Source organism: Shewanella goraebulensis (assembly GCF_030252245.1).
In the GTDB taxonomy this organism is placed as follows: domain Bacteria; phylum Pseudomonadota; class Gammaproteobacteria; order Enterobacterales; family Shewanellaceae; genus Shewanella; species Shewanella goraebulensis.
The window spans coordinates 119608-139594 of the sequence record NZ_CP126972.1 but is presented as its reverse complement, the minus strand read 5'-3'; the positions used below and the strand labels follow the sequence as shown (position 1 = coordinate 139594).

16 protein-coding genes are annotated in these 19987 nt (G+C 42.1%); 1 reads left to right on the top strand and 15 read right to left on the bottom strand.

All coding sequences use genetic code 11. The features are described from left to right. Positions 1-37 precede the first annotated feature (37 nt). The 15 genes from QPX86_RS00635 to QPX86_RS00565 all read right to left on the bottom strand — a co-directional run bounded on the left by QPX86_RS00635 (position 38) and on the right by QPX86_RS00565 (position 18667). Entirely contained in the window at positions 38-1495 is a 1458-nt protein-coding gene (locus QPX86_RS00635) for a sensor domain-containing diguanylate cyclase (RefSeq protein WP_220754006.1), read from the bottom strand. Between the two features lie 404 nt (positions 1496-1899). Continuing rightward, a complete protein-coding gene (locus tag QPX86_RS00630; RefSeq protein ID WP_220754005.1) occupies positions 1900-2739 on the bottom strand; it encodes a PfkB family carbohydrate kinase in 840 nt (279 codons plus the stop codon). Between the two features lie 170 nt (positions 2740-2909). Continuing rightward, positions 2910-4247 carry a coproporphyrinogen III oxidase family protein gene (locus QPX86_RS00625; RefSeq protein ID WP_220754004.1) on the bottom strand — a complete coding sequence of 446 codons (1338 nt, stop codon included), beginning with the start codon at positions 4245-4247 and terminating at the stop codon, positions 2910-2912. Positions 4248-4558: 311 nt separating this feature from the next. Further along, entirely contained in the window at positions 4559-5548 is a 990-nt protein-coding gene (locus tag QPX86_RS00620; protein WP_220754003.1) for a formate dehydrogenase subunit gamma, read from the bottom strand. Positions 5549-5622: 74 nt separating this feature from the next. Then, positions 5623-6192: a formate dehydrogenase FDH3 subunit beta gene (gene fdh3B, locus QPX86_RS00615; protein ID WP_220754002.1), complete on the bottom strand. Its 570-nt coding sequence runs from the start codon at positions 6190-6192 to the stop codon at positions 5623-5625. Positions 6193-6220: 28 nt separating this feature from the next. Further along, positions 6221-9076 carry a molybdopterin-dependent oxidoreductase gene (locus QPX86_RS00610; RefSeq protein ID WP_220754001.1) on the bottom strand — a complete coding sequence of 952 codons (2856 nt, stop codon included), beginning with the start codon at positions 9074-9076 and terminating at the stop codon, positions 6221-6223. Positions 9077-9093: 17 nt separating this feature from the next. Beyond that, a complete protein-coding gene (locus QPX86_RS00605; protein WP_102527589.1) occupies positions 9094-9291 on the bottom strand; it encodes a twin-arginine translocation signal domain-containing protein in 198 nt (65 codons plus the stop codon). An 861-nt stretch (positions 9292-10152) separates the two neighbouring features. Next, positions 10153-11163, bottom strand: a complete 1011-nt coding sequence (locus QPX86_RS00600; RefSeq protein ID WP_220754000.1) for a formate dehydrogenase subunit gamma — start codon at positions 11161-11163, stop codon at positions 10153-10155. A gap of 50 nt (positions 11164-11213) precedes the next feature. After that, positions 11214-11810 (bottom strand): formate dehydrogenase FDH3 subunit beta, encoded by a 597-nt coding sequence (gene fdh3B, locus QPX86_RS00595; RefSeq protein WP_285163836.1) that lies wholly within the window; start codon positions 11808-11810, stop codon positions 11214-11216. 26 nt (positions 11811-11836) lie between these two features. Next, positions 11837-14686: a formate dehydrogenase subunit alpha gene (locus QPX86_RS00590; protein WP_220754057.1), complete on the bottom strand. Its 2850-nt coding sequence runs from the start codon at positions 14684-14686 to the stop codon at positions 11837-11839. A gap of 17 nt (positions 14687-14703) precedes the next feature. Further along, positions 14704-14904 carry a twin-arginine translocation signal domain-containing protein gene (locus QPX86_RS00585; RefSeq protein WP_153912917.1) on the bottom strand — a complete coding sequence of 67 codons (201 nt, stop codon included), beginning with the start codon at positions 14902-14904 and terminating at the stop codon, positions 14704-14706. Between the two features lie 138 nt (positions 14905-15042). After that, the gene (locus QPX86_RS00580; protein WP_285163835.1) at positions 15043-15729 is read right to left on the bottom strand and encodes a TorD/DmsD family molecular chaperone; all 687 of its coding nucleotides are present in this window, start codon (positions 15727-15729) and stop codon (positions 15043-15045) included. A 10-nt stretch (positions 15730-15739) separates the two neighbouring features. Further along, positions 15740-17413, bottom strand: coding sequence for a 4Fe-4S binding protein (locus QPX86_RS00575; RefSeq protein WP_259651321.1), 1674 nt, complete (start codon positions 17411-17413; stop codon positions 15740-15742). A gap of 160 nt (positions 17414-17573) precedes the next feature. Further along, positions 17574-18203, bottom strand: coding sequence for a DUF3306 domain-containing protein (locus QPX86_RS00570; RefSeq protein WP_285163834.1), 630 nt, complete (start codon positions 18201-18203; stop codon positions 17574-17576). After that, complete coding sequence (locus QPX86_RS00565) at positions 18203-18667, bottom strand: DUF3305 domain-containing protein (RefSeq protein WP_220753995.1); 465 nt, start codon at positions 18665-18667, stop codon at positions 18203-18205. Before QPX86_RS00565 ends, QPX86_RS00570 begins: the two co-directional genes overlap by 1 nt. A gap of 415 nt (positions 18668-19082) precedes the next feature. Here QPX86_RS00565 and QPX86_RS00560 point away from each other — a divergent pair, with 415 nt between their 5' ends. After that, positions 19083-19931: a formate dehydrogenase accessory sulfurtransferase FdhD gene (locus QPX86_RS00560; RefSeq protein WP_285165118.1), complete on the top strand. Its 849-nt coding sequence runs from the start codon at positions 19083-19085 to the stop codon at positions 19929-19931. Positions 19932-19987: the final 56 nt, after the last annotated feature.

Sequence of the window (19987 nt, the reverse complement as noted above, 5' to 3'; positions counted from 1 at the left end):
TTGTATTAACGTTTTCGTTTAACCATAAAGTAATTAATTAATAGGATAAGACTACCTGATTCCGTCCTTGCTCTTTCGCTTGATATAAGGCGATATCTGCACGGTTAATTAACTCTTCTGGAGTTTCTGTTTTACGGTACTCTGCCACACCGCAGCTGATGGTGATATTAATATCACTGCCATTTACTTTTATGTTTTTCGCTGCAACAGACTCTCGTATTTTATCTGCTAAATCATGTGCTTGGCTGGCATTATTGTTCGGCAACAATATCAAAAACTCTTCGCCGCCCCAGCGACATAGTAAGTCGGCATTACTTAAATGTAACTTGAGCACATTAGCCGCAGACTGAATAACGAGGTCCCCAATATTATGACCATATTTATCATTCACCTGTTTGAAATGATCAATATCGAGTATCAAAACAGCCATGGGAATCGACTCAACCACCGCACGAGATATTGAACGAGTAAAGTACTCTTCAAATGCTTGCCTATTTGCCGCCCCCGTTAATTTATCGGTAGAGGCCATCATCTCAAGTTTTCGTTGATATTTACCTAGAGTCATATTGGCAATAAGTAATATCCCAAAGGTCACCACTAAACTCAGGCCAATGTTCACCCAAAAGGTGGTCAGTAACTTTTTCTCAGCTAACACTTCATCTTGCTCTACCATCAAATACCATTGGAATTCTTCCACTAATCGGCTGTTGAGGTATATCGTGCGATTATCCCGTAGATAAGAAAAAGAAGCACTTGGACTCGTTAAAATACGTGTGGCTAACTTTTCTAAACCTTGGGTAGACTGCAATGTTGAAGCGCCATCAAACCCTTCACTACGTAGAGTAATGTTGCCTTGTCTATCAGAAAAGTACACTTTACGGTTATAGCGAGTTTGATAAAGCTCAATCATCTTTTTAACGCTTTCAACTGCTAAGCCAACTCCGGTGACACCAATAAAGTTTCCATCAAAGTCATACACTTTATAGTTCACATAAATAACCGTACGATTTTTATTTGCTGTATCGGTATCAATATTGATTTCATAGTCTTCAGATGTTGGTAATGAGCGCACTCTAAAGTACCAAGCATCATCAACAGACACGTCTTCTATTTTTCGTAATACACCCGTGGAATGATAATAATTTCGGCTAGCTTCTGACACAAAAAAACTGGTGACAGTATTGTACTTTTCTTGAATTTCTTTGAGGTATCGAACTAATTTTTCAGGTTCTTGTTCATCATTAATGGTCCAGTCTCTGACAAAAGTGTCTTGTGCCATTAAGGAGGATATAAAGATAGGTCGTAGTAGGTCTTGTTGAATTTCTGAATAGATATTGTCACTGGTGAGTGGCAATGTATTGTCTTCAATTTGTTCGCTTAATGACTCATGAGCGACTTGATAACTAATACCGCTGGTGACAATAAATGCGGCTAACAGCAATATAGATAGCATCCATATAAAACGCTTCTTATCGTTCCAAACTTTATTTCCCATAACGCCCCTACTAAATCTTAGTTCTTCAAAGCCTCAAACGATGATGGCATCTAAAAGAACTGGTATATGCGAACATGTTAAACCAATGTAAATACTAACTGAAAAGCATTAAAGACGCATCGACTTTTATCGCTAGAGTTGAGTATGGATCAGGCTGAGTGATTAGGTAGTTTGTTTATTAGATAAAAAAGGCCCTGCAAATGGGGGAATACAGGGCCATAAATTCAAACAAAATAAATAGGATTGCAATTAACTTCCAGGAAGTAGGAAGGATTATTTAAAACTAATCTTTAGCGGAAAAGATTGCCTTTCAACAAATTACGGCAAAATTATAAATGCAGTTCATGACAGAACAGAGACAGTTATATGACGGAAGAATGAACTTGTCATTATGACTCGTTTTACTATGTTTCTAGGTAGGTTTTTAAGCCATCTCCTGGTACAGAACTTGGTGTAGCAACAGCAAATGCAGCCCATCTCGCCCCTTCTTCCATTGCTTCACCAATGGTTTTTTGCTCACACAGGTAATGAATCAAGCCTGCGGCATAGGCATCACCAGCACCTGTAGTATCCACCACCTCTGATAAAACCGCAGGCACATGAACTTGTTCATGCTCACTGTAGGCAATGGCTCCATTCTCACCATCTGTGACCACAAAGTAACGTAAAGACTCACCAGCAATGCTTGCAGCAAAGCCCCACTTATCACCATTACAACGCCCTTCCATATCAGTGATTGAAGCAATCAAAATATGACACGGACGCACTCGCTCGTCTTTAGCTAATTGAGATACAACCAAGCAAGAATCCAGTGCAGACTCTGTCCAGCGACTAATACCTTTAGCTGAAGAGTTAGAGTATAAAGCATCAAATTGTTGCCACTTTGGCGGCGAAGATAGCTCAAAAATAGGTCTTTCAGGACGGATTATCGTGCGTTCGCCATCAGGTGTCATTACCAATAACATTTCACAGGTATTACCTTGAAAGCGTTCTACTAAGCGACAATCTAAACCTTGGGTGCTTGCTTGAGCTAAAATCCAGTTGCCAATTTTATCATTTCCCACTTGGCTTACTAACGAAACAGAATGACCAGCCCACACAAGGCCAATACCTGTATTAGCTCCGCCACCACCTAACCTTAAGCCTCCGTCTTGATAATGGAAGCGTCCACCTGTTTGCAGGGGTTTATCAAGTTCAAGTAGTCGGTCACAATTAATATTGGCAAGCAGTAAAATGTTGGCCATAGCAGTCTCTATATTCAGCGTTTAATCTCAAATTGAAGGTCTTAAAAAAGCGCTTTAAATGAATAGCACCTTCGGTCGATATCAAAATCAGTATACTGCAAAAAACAAAAAAGGCAGTGATGATTATCACTGCCTTTATTCTAGCTATTTAGAAACAACTGGTGTCAGAATTACATATCTTCAGGTGTCAGTGGCTTACGCAGTTGTGCGCGCACGTTATCCATACCTGAGTAGAATTCTTTCATCATCAATAAGCCCATCATTTTACCGTTATCGGTCCAAATAATTTTATCAGGGTCATTCGGGTCATTTTTAATGGCGCCCATTAATTTCATTGATGCCATTTCTTTAAATAACGCAGTATCTAAGTTTACACCGAACGTATCGCGGAAGTATTTGCGAGAAAGGCGACCAGAGAACATGCCTAACAAGAAGCGGTATTGCATAACTTCTTTTTTGCCATATTGCTTTTGTTGCTCAACCCCCATCAAACCGTTTTCAATACGCTGTTGGTATTTTTTGAGCGAGAAGGTATTTACGTACAAGGTGTCATCCAAAAAGCTGAATGAACCAGAACCGACACCTAAATACTCATCGAAATCGATAACGTATTCGTCGAAGCCTTCATTATTGGCTTTACCAAATGCCCAACCTGAAAGCTGCGTGTATTGACCATTTAAGCTATTCAAAATCTGACGATACTGACGGGCCATATCACCGTGCGGCGCAGCCAATTTCCCCTTAACACTCTTACGAGTTTGGTGGGTAATCATTAATGGATAAGTGGTGATTTGGCGTGGGTCTAATTTTGATGCCATATCCAAATCATGTTGAATAATCTCATCTGTTTGACCACGGAAACCGAAAATCAAATCAACATTAATAATTGGGAATAACTCTTTTGCCGCCATGATGCGGTCAAAAGTTTGCTGGCCATTACCAAACTTCTCAATTCGGTCTGTCATGGTCAAAATGTCATCATTAAAACTTTGAACACCGATAGACATACGATCCACTAAGCCTTTTAATTGCTTAAAGCCATCGCTATCTAAGTGTTGTGGATCAGATTCACACGACACTTCTTTAATATTTGGGAATAAAGTTTTAGCATGTTCAATTGTGCGCGCTAGTTCGTCTTCGAGTACCGTAGTCGTCCCGCCACCAATGTACATAGATTCGAAGTCGTAACCTAAATTTTTAACCATATCCATTTCTTTACGCAGCGAAACAAAATAGCGACGCGCTTTTTCTTCCTTAAATAGGAAGCGATGGAAAGTACAATATGAACATAAGGTATGACAAAAAGGCACATGCGCATATAGCATGTACTTTTTACCTTCAACAGGCTTTGGCATCATTTCAGCTGAAACAGTATCTAATCGTAAGTTACGATCAACATAAAACTGCATCACTTTTTCCATCCCGCTAATCATCCAATCTGGGGTGGTAATATTCGCTTCATAAGGCGATTGGATAATTTTATCTGATGGCTTAATTATCGATGACATAGCACTTCCTATCTAAAAATTTGTACACACTAGCAACGCTACTTGGTTGCAGATTGAGCAGAGTACTCTCAATCGAGTAACCATTATGTGAACTATCTATAACTTAGGGGTTAATCACAACTATATCTGTTGATTTTTACCATGAAGATCACAGATTAGTACTCATTAATTAATCAGAATCTAATATACACTATCCATATGTTAAATATAATAAAGATTGATGTTGCCAGGTTGGGTTTAAAGTTTCAGATATAAAAACACCCTCAAAAGCGATGCTGTTGAGGGTGTTTACGACTTAATATTAAGACTAATTAGTCTTTATATTTAAGCTCGCCTTTTTCTTTGATTTCGTCATACCAAAGGTTGTGATGCTGCTTAGCCCACTGCTCATCACAGTAGCCAGACACCATACAATCCATACCACCTTCTGACATAGCTGTTGCCATGAAGATATGTACGATAGAGAAAGCACAGATAACGATAGCACTTACTGAGTGAACAATAAGAGCAAGTAAGCTTAGGTTACGGCTTGGTTCAAATAAGTTCGGGAATAGTAATAACATTCCTGATACTGAGATGAATAGACCGAATAGAGCGAAAGCCCAGAACCATAGTTTTTCACCTGCGTTAGCAAAGCCAGCGTCAGGGTGCTTACCTTTAAATGGACCGAAGTTAATGTAACCACCAACAACCATCATCCATTTAATGTCGTACATTTTTGGCATTTGGTTTTTAGCCCAAAGTACTACCATTAACGCCCAACCCAACATGAATGGGATAGCCATATAATCATGGATAACTTTAGAAGCATTTACCATACCAGCCCACATTCCTTCACCGATATACGGTTGGAAGAAGAAACGACCAGCAAGTAGTACTAAACCTGTCAGAATCAATAACAAGCAAGGAATCGCACCTAACCAGTGAATTGATACATCAAATTTAGACCAGCGATACACCATCTTACCGGTGAAACCACCGTGTAATTTTGAAATACCGTTTATTTTAATAAACAGTAAGAAGATGATGATCATGCCAAATAACGCAGCCATTAAAGCTGGCGCTAATAAGTCACTACGAAGTTCGAATACACGTAAATCATAAGTATTGATTGGTTGTGCATGGAACTCACTGGTAGATGTGGTACGTCCCTCTACACCGTCTTTAAGCTGTGCCCATAATTGCGCATTGCCATCTTGAACGGTAAGAGATTCTTCACCACTTCCACTAGCGTGTGCGAATGTCATAACACTGAACATCAGTGCGATAACAACGCCAATTTGTTTGAACCACTTGTTCATAATACATCCTCTATGCTATTCGATGCCCGAGTTGCCTCAGGCATCATAGCTAAGCTGACTAACTTAGGCGGAGATTAACCCCAAACACCTTTGTTAGCACCGCGATAAGCAACACGCTCACGGAAGATGGCAGAAACGATTTCTGCATCACCAGCAAGTAGCGACTTAGTTGCACAAAGCTCAGCACACATTGGAAGCTTACCTTCAGCGACACGGTTTGCACCGTACTTCTCACGCTCAGCGTGTGAATGATCTTCTTCAGGGCCACCGGCACAGAAAGTACACTTGTCCATTTTGCCACGGCTACCAAAAGCACCAGACTGAGGGAACTGAGGAGCTCCGAACGGACATGCATATAAACAGTAACCACAACCGATACAAGTATCTTTGTCGTGAAGAACGATACCGTCTTCTGTTTTGTAGAAACAATCTGCAGGACATACAGCCATACAAGGTGCATCACTACAGTGCATACAAGCAACAGAGATAGACGCTTCGCCTTTAACACCATCATTGATGGTTACTACGCGACGACGTTGAATACCCCACTCTAGAGCAGAGTCGTTTTCGTTTTTACAAGCTGTGACACAACCATTACATTCAATGCAGCGCTTGGTATCACATAAAAATTTCATTGTAGCCATTTGGCAATTCTCCTAGCTTAAGCTGCAATTACGCTTTTTCAATTTGACAAAGCGACGCTTTGGTTTCCTGCATTTGTGTTACAGGGTCATAACCATAGGTCAGTGCAGTGTTAGCTGATTCACCTAATACGTAAGGTACAGTGCCTTCTGGATAGTTAGGTGCAAGGCTTTCGCCGTGCATTTCACCCGCGAAGTGGTATGGCATCCAAGTTACACCAGGCTTAACGCGTGGAGTGACCATTGCTTTAATCTTGATGCGTCCGCCTTCAGCACCTTCTAACCAAACTGTATCGCCATCACGTAGACCACGATCAGCTGCATCTGCAGGGTTAATTTCAACAAACATTTCTTGTTGAAGTTCTGCTAACCAAGGGTTAGAACGAGACTCTTCACCACCACCTTCGTACTCAACCAGACGGCCTGACGTTAATGCAAGTGGGTACTTAGCAGAGTTGTCATTGTCTTGAATTGACTTGTACAGTGTTGGTAAACGATGTACTTGCATATCAGCGTACGTTGGGTACTTAGATACTAAGTCACGACGAGGCGTGTATAACGGCTCACGGTGAACAGGTACTTCATCAGGGAATGTCCATACAATACAACGAGCTTTAGCATTACCGTAAGGGATACAGCCGTGCTTCATTGCAACGCGTTGGATACCACCAGAGATATCAGTTTTCCAGTTTTTACCTTCTGCGTGAACTTTTTCTTCAGCAGTCAGTTCGTCAAACCAGCCAAGCTGTTTAAGCATGTCTGCAGTGAACTCTGGGTAACCGTCAGTGATTTCAGCGCCTTTAGAGAAGCTGCCTTCCGCTAACAAGTTTTTACCTTTGTATTCAATACCGTAACGGGCACGGAAGTTACCGCCGCCGTCAAGCACGTGCTTGTGCGTATTGTAAAGAATTTGAGTACCTGGATGCTTCTGCTCTGGAGTACCCCAACAAGGCCAAGGTAAACCGTAAGTTTCGCCTTTAGCAGGTCCGCCAGCAGCTTCAAGAGTCTTGTTGCTGAACGTGCCCCAGTTTTGAGTGTGTTCTTTGATACGCTCAGGGCTTTGACCTGACATACCAATAGTCCACATACCGCGGTTAATTTCGCGAGTAATGTCTTCAATGACTAGTACATCATTTGCATCTTTAGCGATACGCTTAGTGTACTCATCAGCAAAACCAAGCTTTTGAGATAGACGATACATAATCTCAAGGTCAGTTTTTGATTCAAATAATGGCTCAACAATCTTTTCACGCCATTGTTGTGAACGACCAGAGTTAGATACTGAACCTTCAGTTTCAAACTGAGTACAAGCTGGTAGCAAGTACACGCCGTTTTGACGACGGTGCATAACACCAGCCATTGTTGGGAAAGGATCCACAACAACTACTGTGTCCATCTTGTCTAGTGCTTCACGAACATCATCTTGACGAGTTTCAGTGTTAACTGATTGACCCCAGAAGAAGCCCATACGTACACGGTCTTTTTGAGCTAATTTTTCAGGCGTTTCTAAAACACCATCATGCCAGCGAGAACAAGGGATACCCGGAGTGTTCATTGGAACACGGCCAAGGTATTCATTTTGGTCAAAACGGCTAGAAACCCAATCTCTATCTAGGTCCCAAACGTTTGTCCAGTGATCCCATGCGCCAGAAGTCAGGCCGTAGTAACCAGGTAAGTTATCGAATAACAAACCTAAGTCAGTTGCGCCTTGAACGTTATCATGACCACGGAAAATATTTGTTCCGCCGCCTTTAACACCCATGTTACCTAGTGCTAATTGAAGGATACAGTAAGCACGAGTGTTCGCATTACCGACGTGATGCTGAGTACCACCCATACACCAAACAACAGTACCTGGACGGTTATCTGCCATCATTTTCGCAGCTTGGTAAACTTCTTCTTCGCTACAACCAGTGATGTCAGCAACTTCTTTCGGTGGGAACTTTTTCACTTCTTCGCGAATTGTTTCCATTTCGAAAACACGTTCTTGGATGAACGTTTTGTCTTCCCAACCATTTTCGAAGATGTGCCAAAGCATACCGTAGATGAATGGAATATCAGTACCAGGACGAAGACCACAATGTAGGTCAGCGTGCGCTGCAGTACGAGAGAAACGAGGGTCAACAACGATAATCTTAGCGTTGTTTTTCTCTTTCGCGATTAAGATATGCTGCATTGCAACTGGATGCGCTTCAGCCGGGTTTGCACCGATGAAGAAGATTGCATTTGCATTCTGGATATCATTGAAAGAGTTAGTTTGCGCACCGTAGCCCCAAGTGTTAGCAACACCAGCTACCGTGGTAGAGTGACAAATACGTGCAGAGTGATCGACGTTGTTCGTGCCCCACATTGCCGCAAATTTACGATACATGTAGCAGCCTTCGTTCGAGAACTTAGCACTACCCATAAAGTAAACTGAATCAGGACCTGACTCTTCACGAATATCAAGCATTTTGTCGCCGACTTCGTTGTAAGCTTGTTCCCAAGATAATTTTTTCCACTTGCCATCAACAAGTTTCATTGGGTACTTAAGACGCTTTTCACCGTGACCATGTTCACGTAATGCAGCACCTTTAGCACAGTGGCCACCAGCATTAAATGGGTGATCGAAAGCTGGTTCTTGACCAGTCCAAACACCATTTTGTACTTCTGCGTATAAACCACAACCAACAGCACATGCAGAACATACAGTGCGTTTGATTTCAGTAGGTGCATCATGCGGTACATCATGAGCTTCAGCTCTACGCATCATACCTGTGCCCATTAATGAAGCAGCGGCGATACCACCAGTTGCAATACCTGCATTCTTCATAAATTGACGACGGTTGATACCGAGCGACTTGGTAGCAGCTTTAGGAGCTGCGGTAGACTTGCGAGTTAACTTCATCGCTTATTTCTCCTGAATTATCCGCGTAAGCTATCGTAGTAGCTACGAATATGCGCAGTTTCTTTGTAACCTTTAGCATTTTTGCTGCTAACGTTACTCTCGGTTGCTTGAGCCACACTCACACCTGATACAGCGATAGCTGCAGTAGCAGCGCTACCTACGGTGATGGCTTTCAGCAAAGATCTGCGGTTCAGATCAGGCTGTTGCTTCTTCATCTTTACTCCCGGTTTAAATCACATCAACTCTTTGGTTGATGCCCTCATAGGCCTTTTCGACTTTTCAAAACAGTTGTTAACAACAAGTTAATGAAAGTAGACCGAAAAGGTAAAAACACTTCTAAATGAATAATGTTCCAAAATTTACCGGGCTAATATATAGAGAGATAAGTTGAAATAAATTGATCTGACCCCTGTTCATATTCCAAAAAACGACACAAAATCGACAAAGCGTTAACTGAGTCATACTTTGAAATGGGTATCTCTCAATAGTCCTCGAATAGGCCTTGAAGCAGGGAGGAAACGATTGTTAAAAACCTTAACATCTCATCAAGTTAGCACTGTTTGTCATACTTTATTGGTAGTGATAACTTTTCCTATTTACATATAGCATTTAGTGCTTAAAACTAGATGGGATAGTACTTTTAGCTATTAAAAATAAACAGAGAATAGGGTTAATTACCTTTAATGAATCCATTAACAATCAAATGACGTTCTTGTTTAAATGAAGCTAAATCGAGAGAGGTTATATGTCTTAGTTCAAAGCCAGAAACAACAATATTTTTGTGCCTGCACTTCTGATGAAAAACATCAATCTAGATAAAGGTCACTTTTTGAAATAAAGTCAATGAGAGATATGCCCAAAGCATATTTATCGGGAGTCTTTTGCTCATGAATATGGGCCGTTGAAAGACAGTCTGTTTACAAAGTAAAAACTTAATCAGTAATACTCACCATTAGCTGTACTTGAAAGCTTATCGACACTTCCACAAAAAAGAAGCTTCCAAATAAAAACACCCCAACGAGATAATCTCAGTTGAGGTGTTTTTTACTGCTTAAACGTTAAAGGCTTTAGCTAATTTACTTTTGGTATTTCAACGTACCATTGGCTTTGATTTCATCGTACCAAAGATTATGATGCTGGATTGCCCAGTTTTCATCACAATACCCAGATACCATAGATTCCATACCGCCTTCACTTAATGCCGTTGCCATCCAGATGTGCACAATCGTAAATGCAATCAAAATAGCAGCGCTCACACCGTGAACGAGTAATGCAACCATCGAGGCTTCACGTGGTAAATCCAAACCAGGTAACACTAACATCATGCCAGATACACTGATAAATAGACCGAACAAGACTAATGTCCAGAACCACATTTTTTCACCCGCGTTAGCAAAACCGCTATCAGGGTGCTTACCTTTAAATGGACCAAAGTTGATGTAACCACCCACCACTAAGAACCATTTGATGTCATACATTTTAATGGTTTGAAGTGGCATCCACTTAACGATACACAGTAACCAAGATACGATAAATACCGGACCAACCCAATCATGTACAAACTTACAAAAGGCAATCACTCCCGCCCAAATGCTGTCGCTTACGTACGGTTGAATTGCAAATTTACCCAGTATGATCACTAAGCCTGTCAGCATTAAGGTTAGACAAGCAATGGCCATAATCCAATGTAGCCAAATGTCTGCTTTTGACCAACGCTCGACCATCTTGCCAGAGAAGCCTTTGCTTAATTTTGCAGGGCCATTAACAAAGTAAAATATTAAAAAGGCACCAAATACACCAACCAGAGCAAGTGCTACTCCTGGAGTAATGTAGTTATCCCTAATTAATCGACCTTCGTTGCCGCCAACATTAATCAATACACCTGGTTCAATACCTTGAGCTGTCGTAAAACCACTGTCTCCAGCCTTAACTGCTCGCCATAAATCTGCCGGGTTTTCTTTCCCTGCCTGCTGCTTACTTGATTGTTCATCTGCCGCTAAAGTTGTGGTTGAAAACCCTAACCCCATCACCAGAACCAACAGAGCAAACAAGCTACGCAGTGATTTGTTTAACTGTTTGTTCAACATTGTCACTCCTTGCTTGGTTACGGACCAAAGCCCGCAACCTTTTGCACTGCCTATACCAAATCACCTGTTTTAGGATCATAGCCCCAAATGGTATTCGGGTTACCACGTTTCGCCATACGCTCGCGATAAATGGTCGATACAATCTCAGCATCACCAGCTAACAATGCTTTGGTTGAACAAAGCTCTGCACACATAGGTAATTTACCTTCAGCAATACGGTTCGCACCATATTTCTGACGTTCAGCATCTGAATGGTTCTCTTCTGGGCCACCAGCACAGAAAGTACACTTATCCATTTTGCCTCGGCTACCAAACGCAGTCTTTTTCGGGAACTGTGGAGCACCGAAAGGACAAGCATAGAAACAGTAACCACAACCGATACACGTATCTTTATCGTGCAGTACAATGCCGTCGTCTGTTTGGTAGAAACAATCTGCCGGACAAACGGCCATACAAGGTGCATCAGTACAGTGCATACATGCTACTGAGATTGATGCTTCGCCTGGTTCACCATCATTGATAGTAACCACGCGACGACGTTGAATTCCCCACTCTAGAGCGGAATCGTTTTCGTTCTTACAAGCTGTGACGCAACCGTTACACTCGATGCAGCGTTTTGTGTCACACAAAAATTTCATGACTGCCATAGTGGCTTATCTCCTCATCAAGTTAATTAGGCTTTGCTGATCTGACACAAGCTAGACTTAGTCTCTTGCATCTGAGTCACAACATCATAACCGTAGGTCATTACGGTATTGGCAGATTCACCAATCACATAAGGAACCGTTCCTTCTGGGTAACTCTTCTCTAGGCTCTTGCCTTCGAAAACACCCGCGAAGTGGTATGGCATGAAACATTCACCAGCAATGACTCGTGGAGTCACCATAGCTTTAACTGTGATTTTAGCGCCTTCTGGACTGTGAACGAATACGTCATCACCATCACGTAAGCCGCGATCTGCTGCATCAGCAGGGTTAATCTCAATAAACATTTCTTGCTGTAATTCTGCAAGCCATGGATTTGAGCGCGTTTCTTCACCACCACCTTCGTACTCAACTAAACGACCCGTTGTTACTGCTAATGGGAAGTCTTTAGCAAAGTCTTTATCTTGAATAGACTTATACAGAGTAGGAAGACGTGCAACCATACGGTCTTCGTAGGTTGGGTACTTAGACACTAAGTCACGACGAGGGGTATATAAAGGCTCGCGATGGATTGGGATATCATCTGGGAAGTTCCAAACAATAACACGCGCTTTCGCGTTACCGTAAGGGATACAACCGTGATTAATCGCTACGCGTTGGATACCACCAGAAATATCTGTTTTCCAGTTTTTGCCTTCTGCGTGAACTTTTTCTTCAGCGGTTAAATCATCCCACCAACCAAGCTGCTTAAGCATGTCTGCGGTAAATTCAGGATAACCGTCTTGAATTTCACTGCCTTTCGAGTAAGAACCTTCTGCAAGAATGTTATTACCTTCATGCTCAACACCGTAACGTGCACGGAAGTTACCGCCACCATACTTAACTTCACGTCCAGTACGATAAAGGATCTGTGTACCTGGATGTTTGTTTTCTGGTGTGCCCCAACAAGGCCAAGGTAAACCGTAAGTTTCACCTTTAGCTGGGCCGCCTGGTGCTTCTAAGCTCTCGATATCGAACGTGCCCCAGTTTTCTTGGTGCATTTTCAAACGCTCAGGGCTTTGGCCTGTGTAACCAATGGTCCACATACCTTTGTTGAACTCTCGAGTCATATCTTCAATCAACGGCTCATCACCATTCACTTTGATATGTTTACAGAATTCGCCTTCGATACCCCATTTTTTCGCCAGCTTATACATAATAATGTGGTCAGCTTTTGACTCAAATAATGGTTCGATAACCTGTGTACGCCACTGTAGTGAGCGGTTTGAAGCCGATACAGAACCGTAAGTTTCAAACTGAGTTGCTGCTGGCAATAAGTAAACGCCATCAGTACGCTCGTGCATAACACCCGCCATTGTTGGGAAAGGATCCACAACAACTACTGTGTCCATTTTGTTCAATGCTTCACGCACTTCACGACCACGAGTTTCAGTGTTTACAGATTGGCCCCAGAAGAATGACATGCGAATGTTATCTTTCTGAGCAATCTTAGATTTGTCTTCAAGTACACCATCATGCCAACGAGAACAAGGGATACCTGTTGAGGTCATAGGATCTTGACCTAAACGTTGCTCTTGATCGAAACGGTTTTTAACCCAGTCATATTCAAGATCCCACACATTACACCAATGTTTCCAAGAGCCTGTTTTCAGGCCGTAGTAACCAGGTAATGTATCGAATAATAAGCCAAAGTCAGTCGCACCTTGAACGTTATCGTGACCACGGAAAATGTTAGTACCACCACCTTCAACACCCATGTTACCAAGGGCTAATTGCAGGATACAGTATGCACGCGTGTTAGCATTACCAACGTGATGCTGAGTACCACCCATACACCAAACCACAGTACCTGGTTTAGTTTCAGCTAGTAATTTAGCCACACGATGCATTTGCTTTTCAGGTACACCGGCAACATTCTCAACTTCTGCAGGATTCCACTTTTTCACTTCCTCACGGATACGTTCCATACCGTATACACGTTGGTCGATGAAAGTTTGGTCTTCCCAACCGTTTTCAAAAATATGCCACAACAAACCATAAATGTAAGGAATATCCGTACCAGGACGAATATGCACGAACTCGTCAGACTTAGCTGCAGTTCGGGTGAAACGAGGGTCGACTACGATAATTTTCGCGCCGCGCTCTTTACCTTCAAGGATGTGTTGCATTGAAACTGGGTGAGCTTCACAAGGGTTCGAACCGATGAACATCATCGCTTTCGATTTACGAATGTCATTAAATGAGTTCGTTTGCGCACCGTAACCCCAAGTGTTTGCAACACCGGCTACAGTGGTAGAGTGACAAATACGTGCAGAGTGGTCGACGTTGTTCGTGCCCCACATTGCCGCTAATTTGCGGTACATATAAGCTTGTTCGTTAGAGAACTTAGCACTACCCATAAAGAATACTGAATCTGGACCAGATTCTTGACGGATATCTAAGGCTTTTTGGCCAACCTCTTCAATCGCTTGTTCCCAAGAAAGTTTTTTCCACTTTCCGCCTTCAAGCTTCATTGGGTATTTAAGACGTTTTTCACCATGACCATGCTCACGTAATGCAGCACCTTTTGCACAGTGGCCACCAGCGTTAAATGGATGATCGAATGCTGGCTCTTGACCAGTCCAAACACCATTTTGTACTTCAGCATAAATACCACAGCCCACTGAACAGTGAGAACAAATAGTACGTTTTACTTCAGTTGGCGCATCATGTGGTACATCTTTGGCTTCTGCTTTACGCATCATTCCAGCACCAAGCATTGATGCCGCAGCAATACCGCCTGTAGCGAATGTAGCTGACTTCAAAAATTGGCGACGATTCAGTCCAAGTGCAGGTTTATCTGCTACTTCAACTTTCTCTGTTTTGCGGGTTAATCGCATCACATATTCTCCTTTAATTACTTACTACGTAACGTATCGTAGTAACTACGTACATGGCTTGTTTCTCTATAACCATCACTTTTACCCACAACTGGTGTGGCTTCTGGTGAGGCAGCTAGAGCTTGTCCGCTAACAGTAGCAACTGCGCCAGCGGCACTACCGACAGCCAATGCTTTTAGCATTTGACGACGATCCATGACGGAAGCTTGCTTCTTCATAGTCTCTCCTTAATAAACGCTTAAATAACAGGGTGTTGACACCCTAGATTGAGTGGGAGTTGCCTCCCGTTTCGGTCTATGCCACTGAATTAACATTCAGCGGCATAAATCTTTGCACCTGCAATAACTAAGGCTAAATTAAGATGCCAATTCGTTAGTTGAAGGTTCAATTTTTTCAACACTTTCTGATGCTGCAGCTTCTGCTTCACTACCAGGGCAGTTCACAGGAATGTCTAAGCTTAATTGCTCAAATTCATTTGCTTCAATTTCAAAAAATGCTTTTGCTAACTGTGCAACAGGTGCGTAAAACGCAGCACTTGGAGTTTTTTCCAATGTGTCACAGAAACGTGCAATCCAACTGCCAATATGACGTTGGTAAAAAGCTAACTGGCGGTAACCAGGCGCTTCTAAAATCAAGGTACCCATGACTTCACATAATGCAGCAACATGATCTTCAGGCTCTTTAACTTCATCTTCACGAGCAAAACCTAATTGCAGTAGGTCTTGACGTAATAATGCTAAAGGCTTGTCCATTAATGAACCTGTCATGAACCAACTACCATAAGGCAGTACTTCACCACGACCCACACCATAGAAAATGTTGAAGTATTCTTCTTCAAGTTCTTTTTCTGTGTATTTGGTTGCAGCAACTTTCAATGCAGCCCAAGCCGCTGTGATGTCACTTTCTTCTGCATCAATTTCAAGTTCTGCTAAAAACGCAAGCAGTTCAGCACTTGGATGACGACGTAATAAGGCTGCTAATATTTGGTAAATATCTGCCCGTAGCTGATCGTTTTCTGAAATTTCTCTAACTAATTCGGTCATATCGGGTCTCTTATCGAAGTTGCTTCTCAGGGTCTTCAAGAATGTCTTCAAACATATCTTTTACGCGGCAATCACCACACATTTTCAAACGCTCAATATTGGCGTTAAATGCTGAGTGACCTCCAATCATATCAATCATGCGATGAACCATAGATTGAGTTGCAAACGCGGTACCACAGCGAATACATTCAAACGGAGGCTCTTCTTTTAGCGTTTGACGTTGCTGACGTGATGCTTGGTCTAAATTGATTTGCGAGGTAATGCTAATCACATCTTCAGGACAAGAACTTTCACATAAGCCACACTGAACACAGTCTTGCTCAACAAAATGAAGCGCAGGTTTATCACCGCCATCAGTCAATGCTTGAGTAGGACAAGTCGCAACACACGACATACACAAGGTACATTTGTCAGCGTTAACTTCGACTTTACCGTATGGGACATTGCTAATCGCAATGCAGGTCTCAGTCGCTGCAGCTTGTTCATTTAAATGATCAATTGCAGCGTATAAGGTTTCACGCTTAGTGCTTGGTGTGAACGCAGCAGGAACGATTAATGGCCAATCTAGGCTAATAGCCAATTTGTCATTCAACGATGCCAATGTTTGGGTATCAATTAAGCTAATGCGTTGAGGCTGACCCATTTCATCTAAAATGGTGTTAGCTAATGACAATTCACCGTTAAGCATTTGCGTCAATGTCGGCGCTGTCGCATCAGTATTTAGAATTAATACCTGACGTGCCCCCCACGCAAGTGCTGACATCCAGTGATCGATACTCGCAACGGTGATTTCTTCCAGTTCCACCGGAATGATATCACCCACTAAATCAGCGGTAATGAGCTCTGCACCGACGGCACTGTCATGGAATAAGATGACAGGCGCAGCTTGTGCTTGCTCAAGGTAACGACTAACTAATTTTTGAATGTAGCTATGAAGTGCTTGTGGCGTTGGTAAATCAAATGCTATGGCACCCGTTGGACAAGCATTAGTGCAACTGCCTGCGCCATGACATAGGTAAGGATCGATTTCGATTTTTTGCTCAATGCTGCTAATAGCATCAGCAGGACAGAAATTCAGACAACGGTTACAACCATTGACGCCATTACGGTTATGAGCACAGATATCACTGTTCACTTTTACATAACGCGGTTTATCAAATTCACCGACTAAATCTGGAATTTGATCCAATGCGTCCGCTAGTTTTTCAGCATCTTGACCAACGTAAAAGTAACCAGGTGGCAGCATTTCAAGGTTTAAACATGGGCTCATGCTCAAATCGAGTACAATATCAAAGTGTGGCTTGCGGATAGCAACTAGGCTCAATTCAGCAGCGTTGCTGTCTTGACCTTCACTTTCAACCGTGACTTGGAATTGCCCTAGAAAGCCTTTTACTGAGATAAGTTTGTTGTAATAGCTTTCGCTATTCACGGCAGCATTCATTACCGCTTCAAGATGTGCTTCATCTTGGCTAGTAATGGCTTCATTGGCCAAAATCACAGTATTGGCCATAGTAGACAATTTGTCTGCAGCTAATCGAGCCAAATCTTCTGGACCGATGACTAACACATTACCTTCAGTTGTGTAACTCACTGTCGGTGGAATCAAGTTTTGAATCACTTGAGTCTGTGCTAATACCTGCTGACGAACTTGTTGTAGTTCAAGCGGGGTTTGACTATTGCTCACATTGCGTTCCTGAACAGTTTTAGTGTGCAAAAGACTTATACTGTGCTGTAAATCCATTAGTCATTGAGGCTTTCATCTTTAAGCATCAATCACATCAGCTCGAAATCTATAAGTTCTTAATCTGACACTAAATAGTGGACATAAAATTATTTGCTTATAACTAAACTTTAGTTTGGGCTTGAAGCGGTTGTTCCGCATTCTGTGCCATAACCAGATCATCACTCTGATTAACTAAGTCAGTCTCTGCGACTAATTCACTCTTCTCATTTAATACTTGCGGGGCTTCAGTTGCATCACCAACTGAGTCATCTCCCTCGCTTGCTAATAACGTTTCATCTTCAGCAGTTTCTTCTTCGTCTTTCATCACGTTTCGGAATACTTTTTTAGCCAACTCAGCTGAGACTTCTGCGCTCAATTTAGGTTGGTTGCTGTAATCAAGAGCATACTCAAGTAGGCCATCAATTTCGTTATACTGCGGTTGTTTCCAGAGCGCCTTTAATGCTGCTGATTTAGCTTCAGGAGAGACATTTGCTCCCATGAAAGAAGCAAAACTGCCACCCACTTCAATTTTCTCTGGATCCGGTAAATCTTCTGCTTCAAGTATTTTGTCTGCTTGATCAGCATCTGATGCTACCGTCTGGGTCTCAAGATGTTCACTGCCATCTGTTGACTCAGTTTGCGCTGACTCAGCGAGTAACTTTTTATCAGCTTGCTCTTGTGCTGCTTCAGCTTCAACTTGCTCTCTACGTTCACTCCAACGCGAGAAAAAACCTCTAGGCTTATCGCTCATTAATGACTCCGAAGGTGATCTACGCTTGGGCCTTGCCCTTTACGACGATTTACATGCTTACGTCGCTTAGCTGATATCTCAACTTCTCCATGACGAGTAATAAATGCTTCGACCCAGCAAGCTAATGCTTCTGGCATAGGTACATTCAGCACAGGGGTTTCTGACTCCAAACAACCTGCTGCCACGTTTTGGTCGCAAGAGATTGCTGCTGGAACTAACGATTCATCAGCTAATTCATCACAAACGATATATAACATGGTGTTGTCCATATCGAGATTGATTCGGTAACTGCCACGCTCATCTTTATGTAATTCAAATAAAACTAATTTCGCCCCTTCAGGAGCTTCATGTGTCGCAGGAAGTAATTGGTCAACTTCCCAAGTGACAGAGGGCCAGCGACCAACCATCTTCTCGACTTTCTTTAGCGAAACATACATAGGCCAAACATCTTCAGTGTGTTGCATAAAAGCTTTGCCCTTAAAAACATGAACCAACGAGGAATAAACAAAAATACAATAAATACATCAAGTTGATTAACAACTGTGTGACTTAAAATATTGAAATAAACAGGCTTATTCTTCTAATTAGTGATTAAAATGCAAAAATGATGCCAGATAAAATGAAACCAAAAATTTGACCTAGATCGCTTAATCAACTCTAAGAGTAGGACAATTTGTCCATATTGCTAAATTTACTAGGACATAAGGCTACGTTAATTAGCTGTTACTGATTAACTTTAGTGTTAGATCACGCATTTACAATCTACTTACTGTGAGAGGAACAAAAGTTGCTATGCTGATATTCAGTTAGTTTTAATCACGATTCTCATCTTTTAGCCGATGATGGCGATAGATGACACAGTCAGAGGCCACAATATCAATGACGCAAACCAATACACGCACCAAAGCCCCACTAAAACTGGTCAAAACCCAAGCTGAAGTACCATTAACTCTGCCCGTTAAAGCCATAAATGAATTAGGTGAGAGCATTGATAAATTTGTCGCCTGTGAAAGACCACTAACGGTTTACTTGAATTGGCAGCCGATTGTGACTTTGATGACATTAGGGGCTAAGCCTGAGTCATTAGCACTAGGGTATTTAAAAAACCAAGGGTTTGTGAATGATGCGAATTTGCTTGAGTCGATTATTGTTGATTGGGATGTCAATTCTGCTGCGATTTTAACTCAAGAAAAAACAGCCGATTTAGATGAAAAACTTTCTGAAAAAACAGTAACATCAGGTTGTGGCCAAGGCACCGTCTACGGCGGCTTCATGCAAGGGCTTGATGACATCAACTTGCCTAAACCTGAACTTAAGCAGTCTACTCTGTATAGCTTACTGAAGAATATTAATGCCTACAATGAGACCTACAAAAATGCTGGTGCAGTGCATGGCTGTGGTATTTGTAAAGACGATCAAATTCAAGCATTCATTGAAGATGTAGGTCGTCACAATGCTGTTGATACTTTAGCTGGTGACATGTGGTTAGAAGGCGAAAGTGGTAACGATAAAATCTTTTATACCACAGGTCGCCTTACATCAGAGATGGTGATCAAAGTGGCTAAAATGGGTATTCCTGTACTGCTTTCTCGTAGTGGTGTCACTCAGATGGGACTTGAACTAGCACAGAAGATGGGCATTACCATTATTGCTCGTGCTAAAGGTCGTCATTTCCTTGTTTATCATGGCGCCGAAAACATTGATTTTGATGCCAATAAAGAAAAGTAAAAGTATATCTAAAGGTTAACAACCTCCATTATATGAGGTTGTTAACTCGGGTAAAG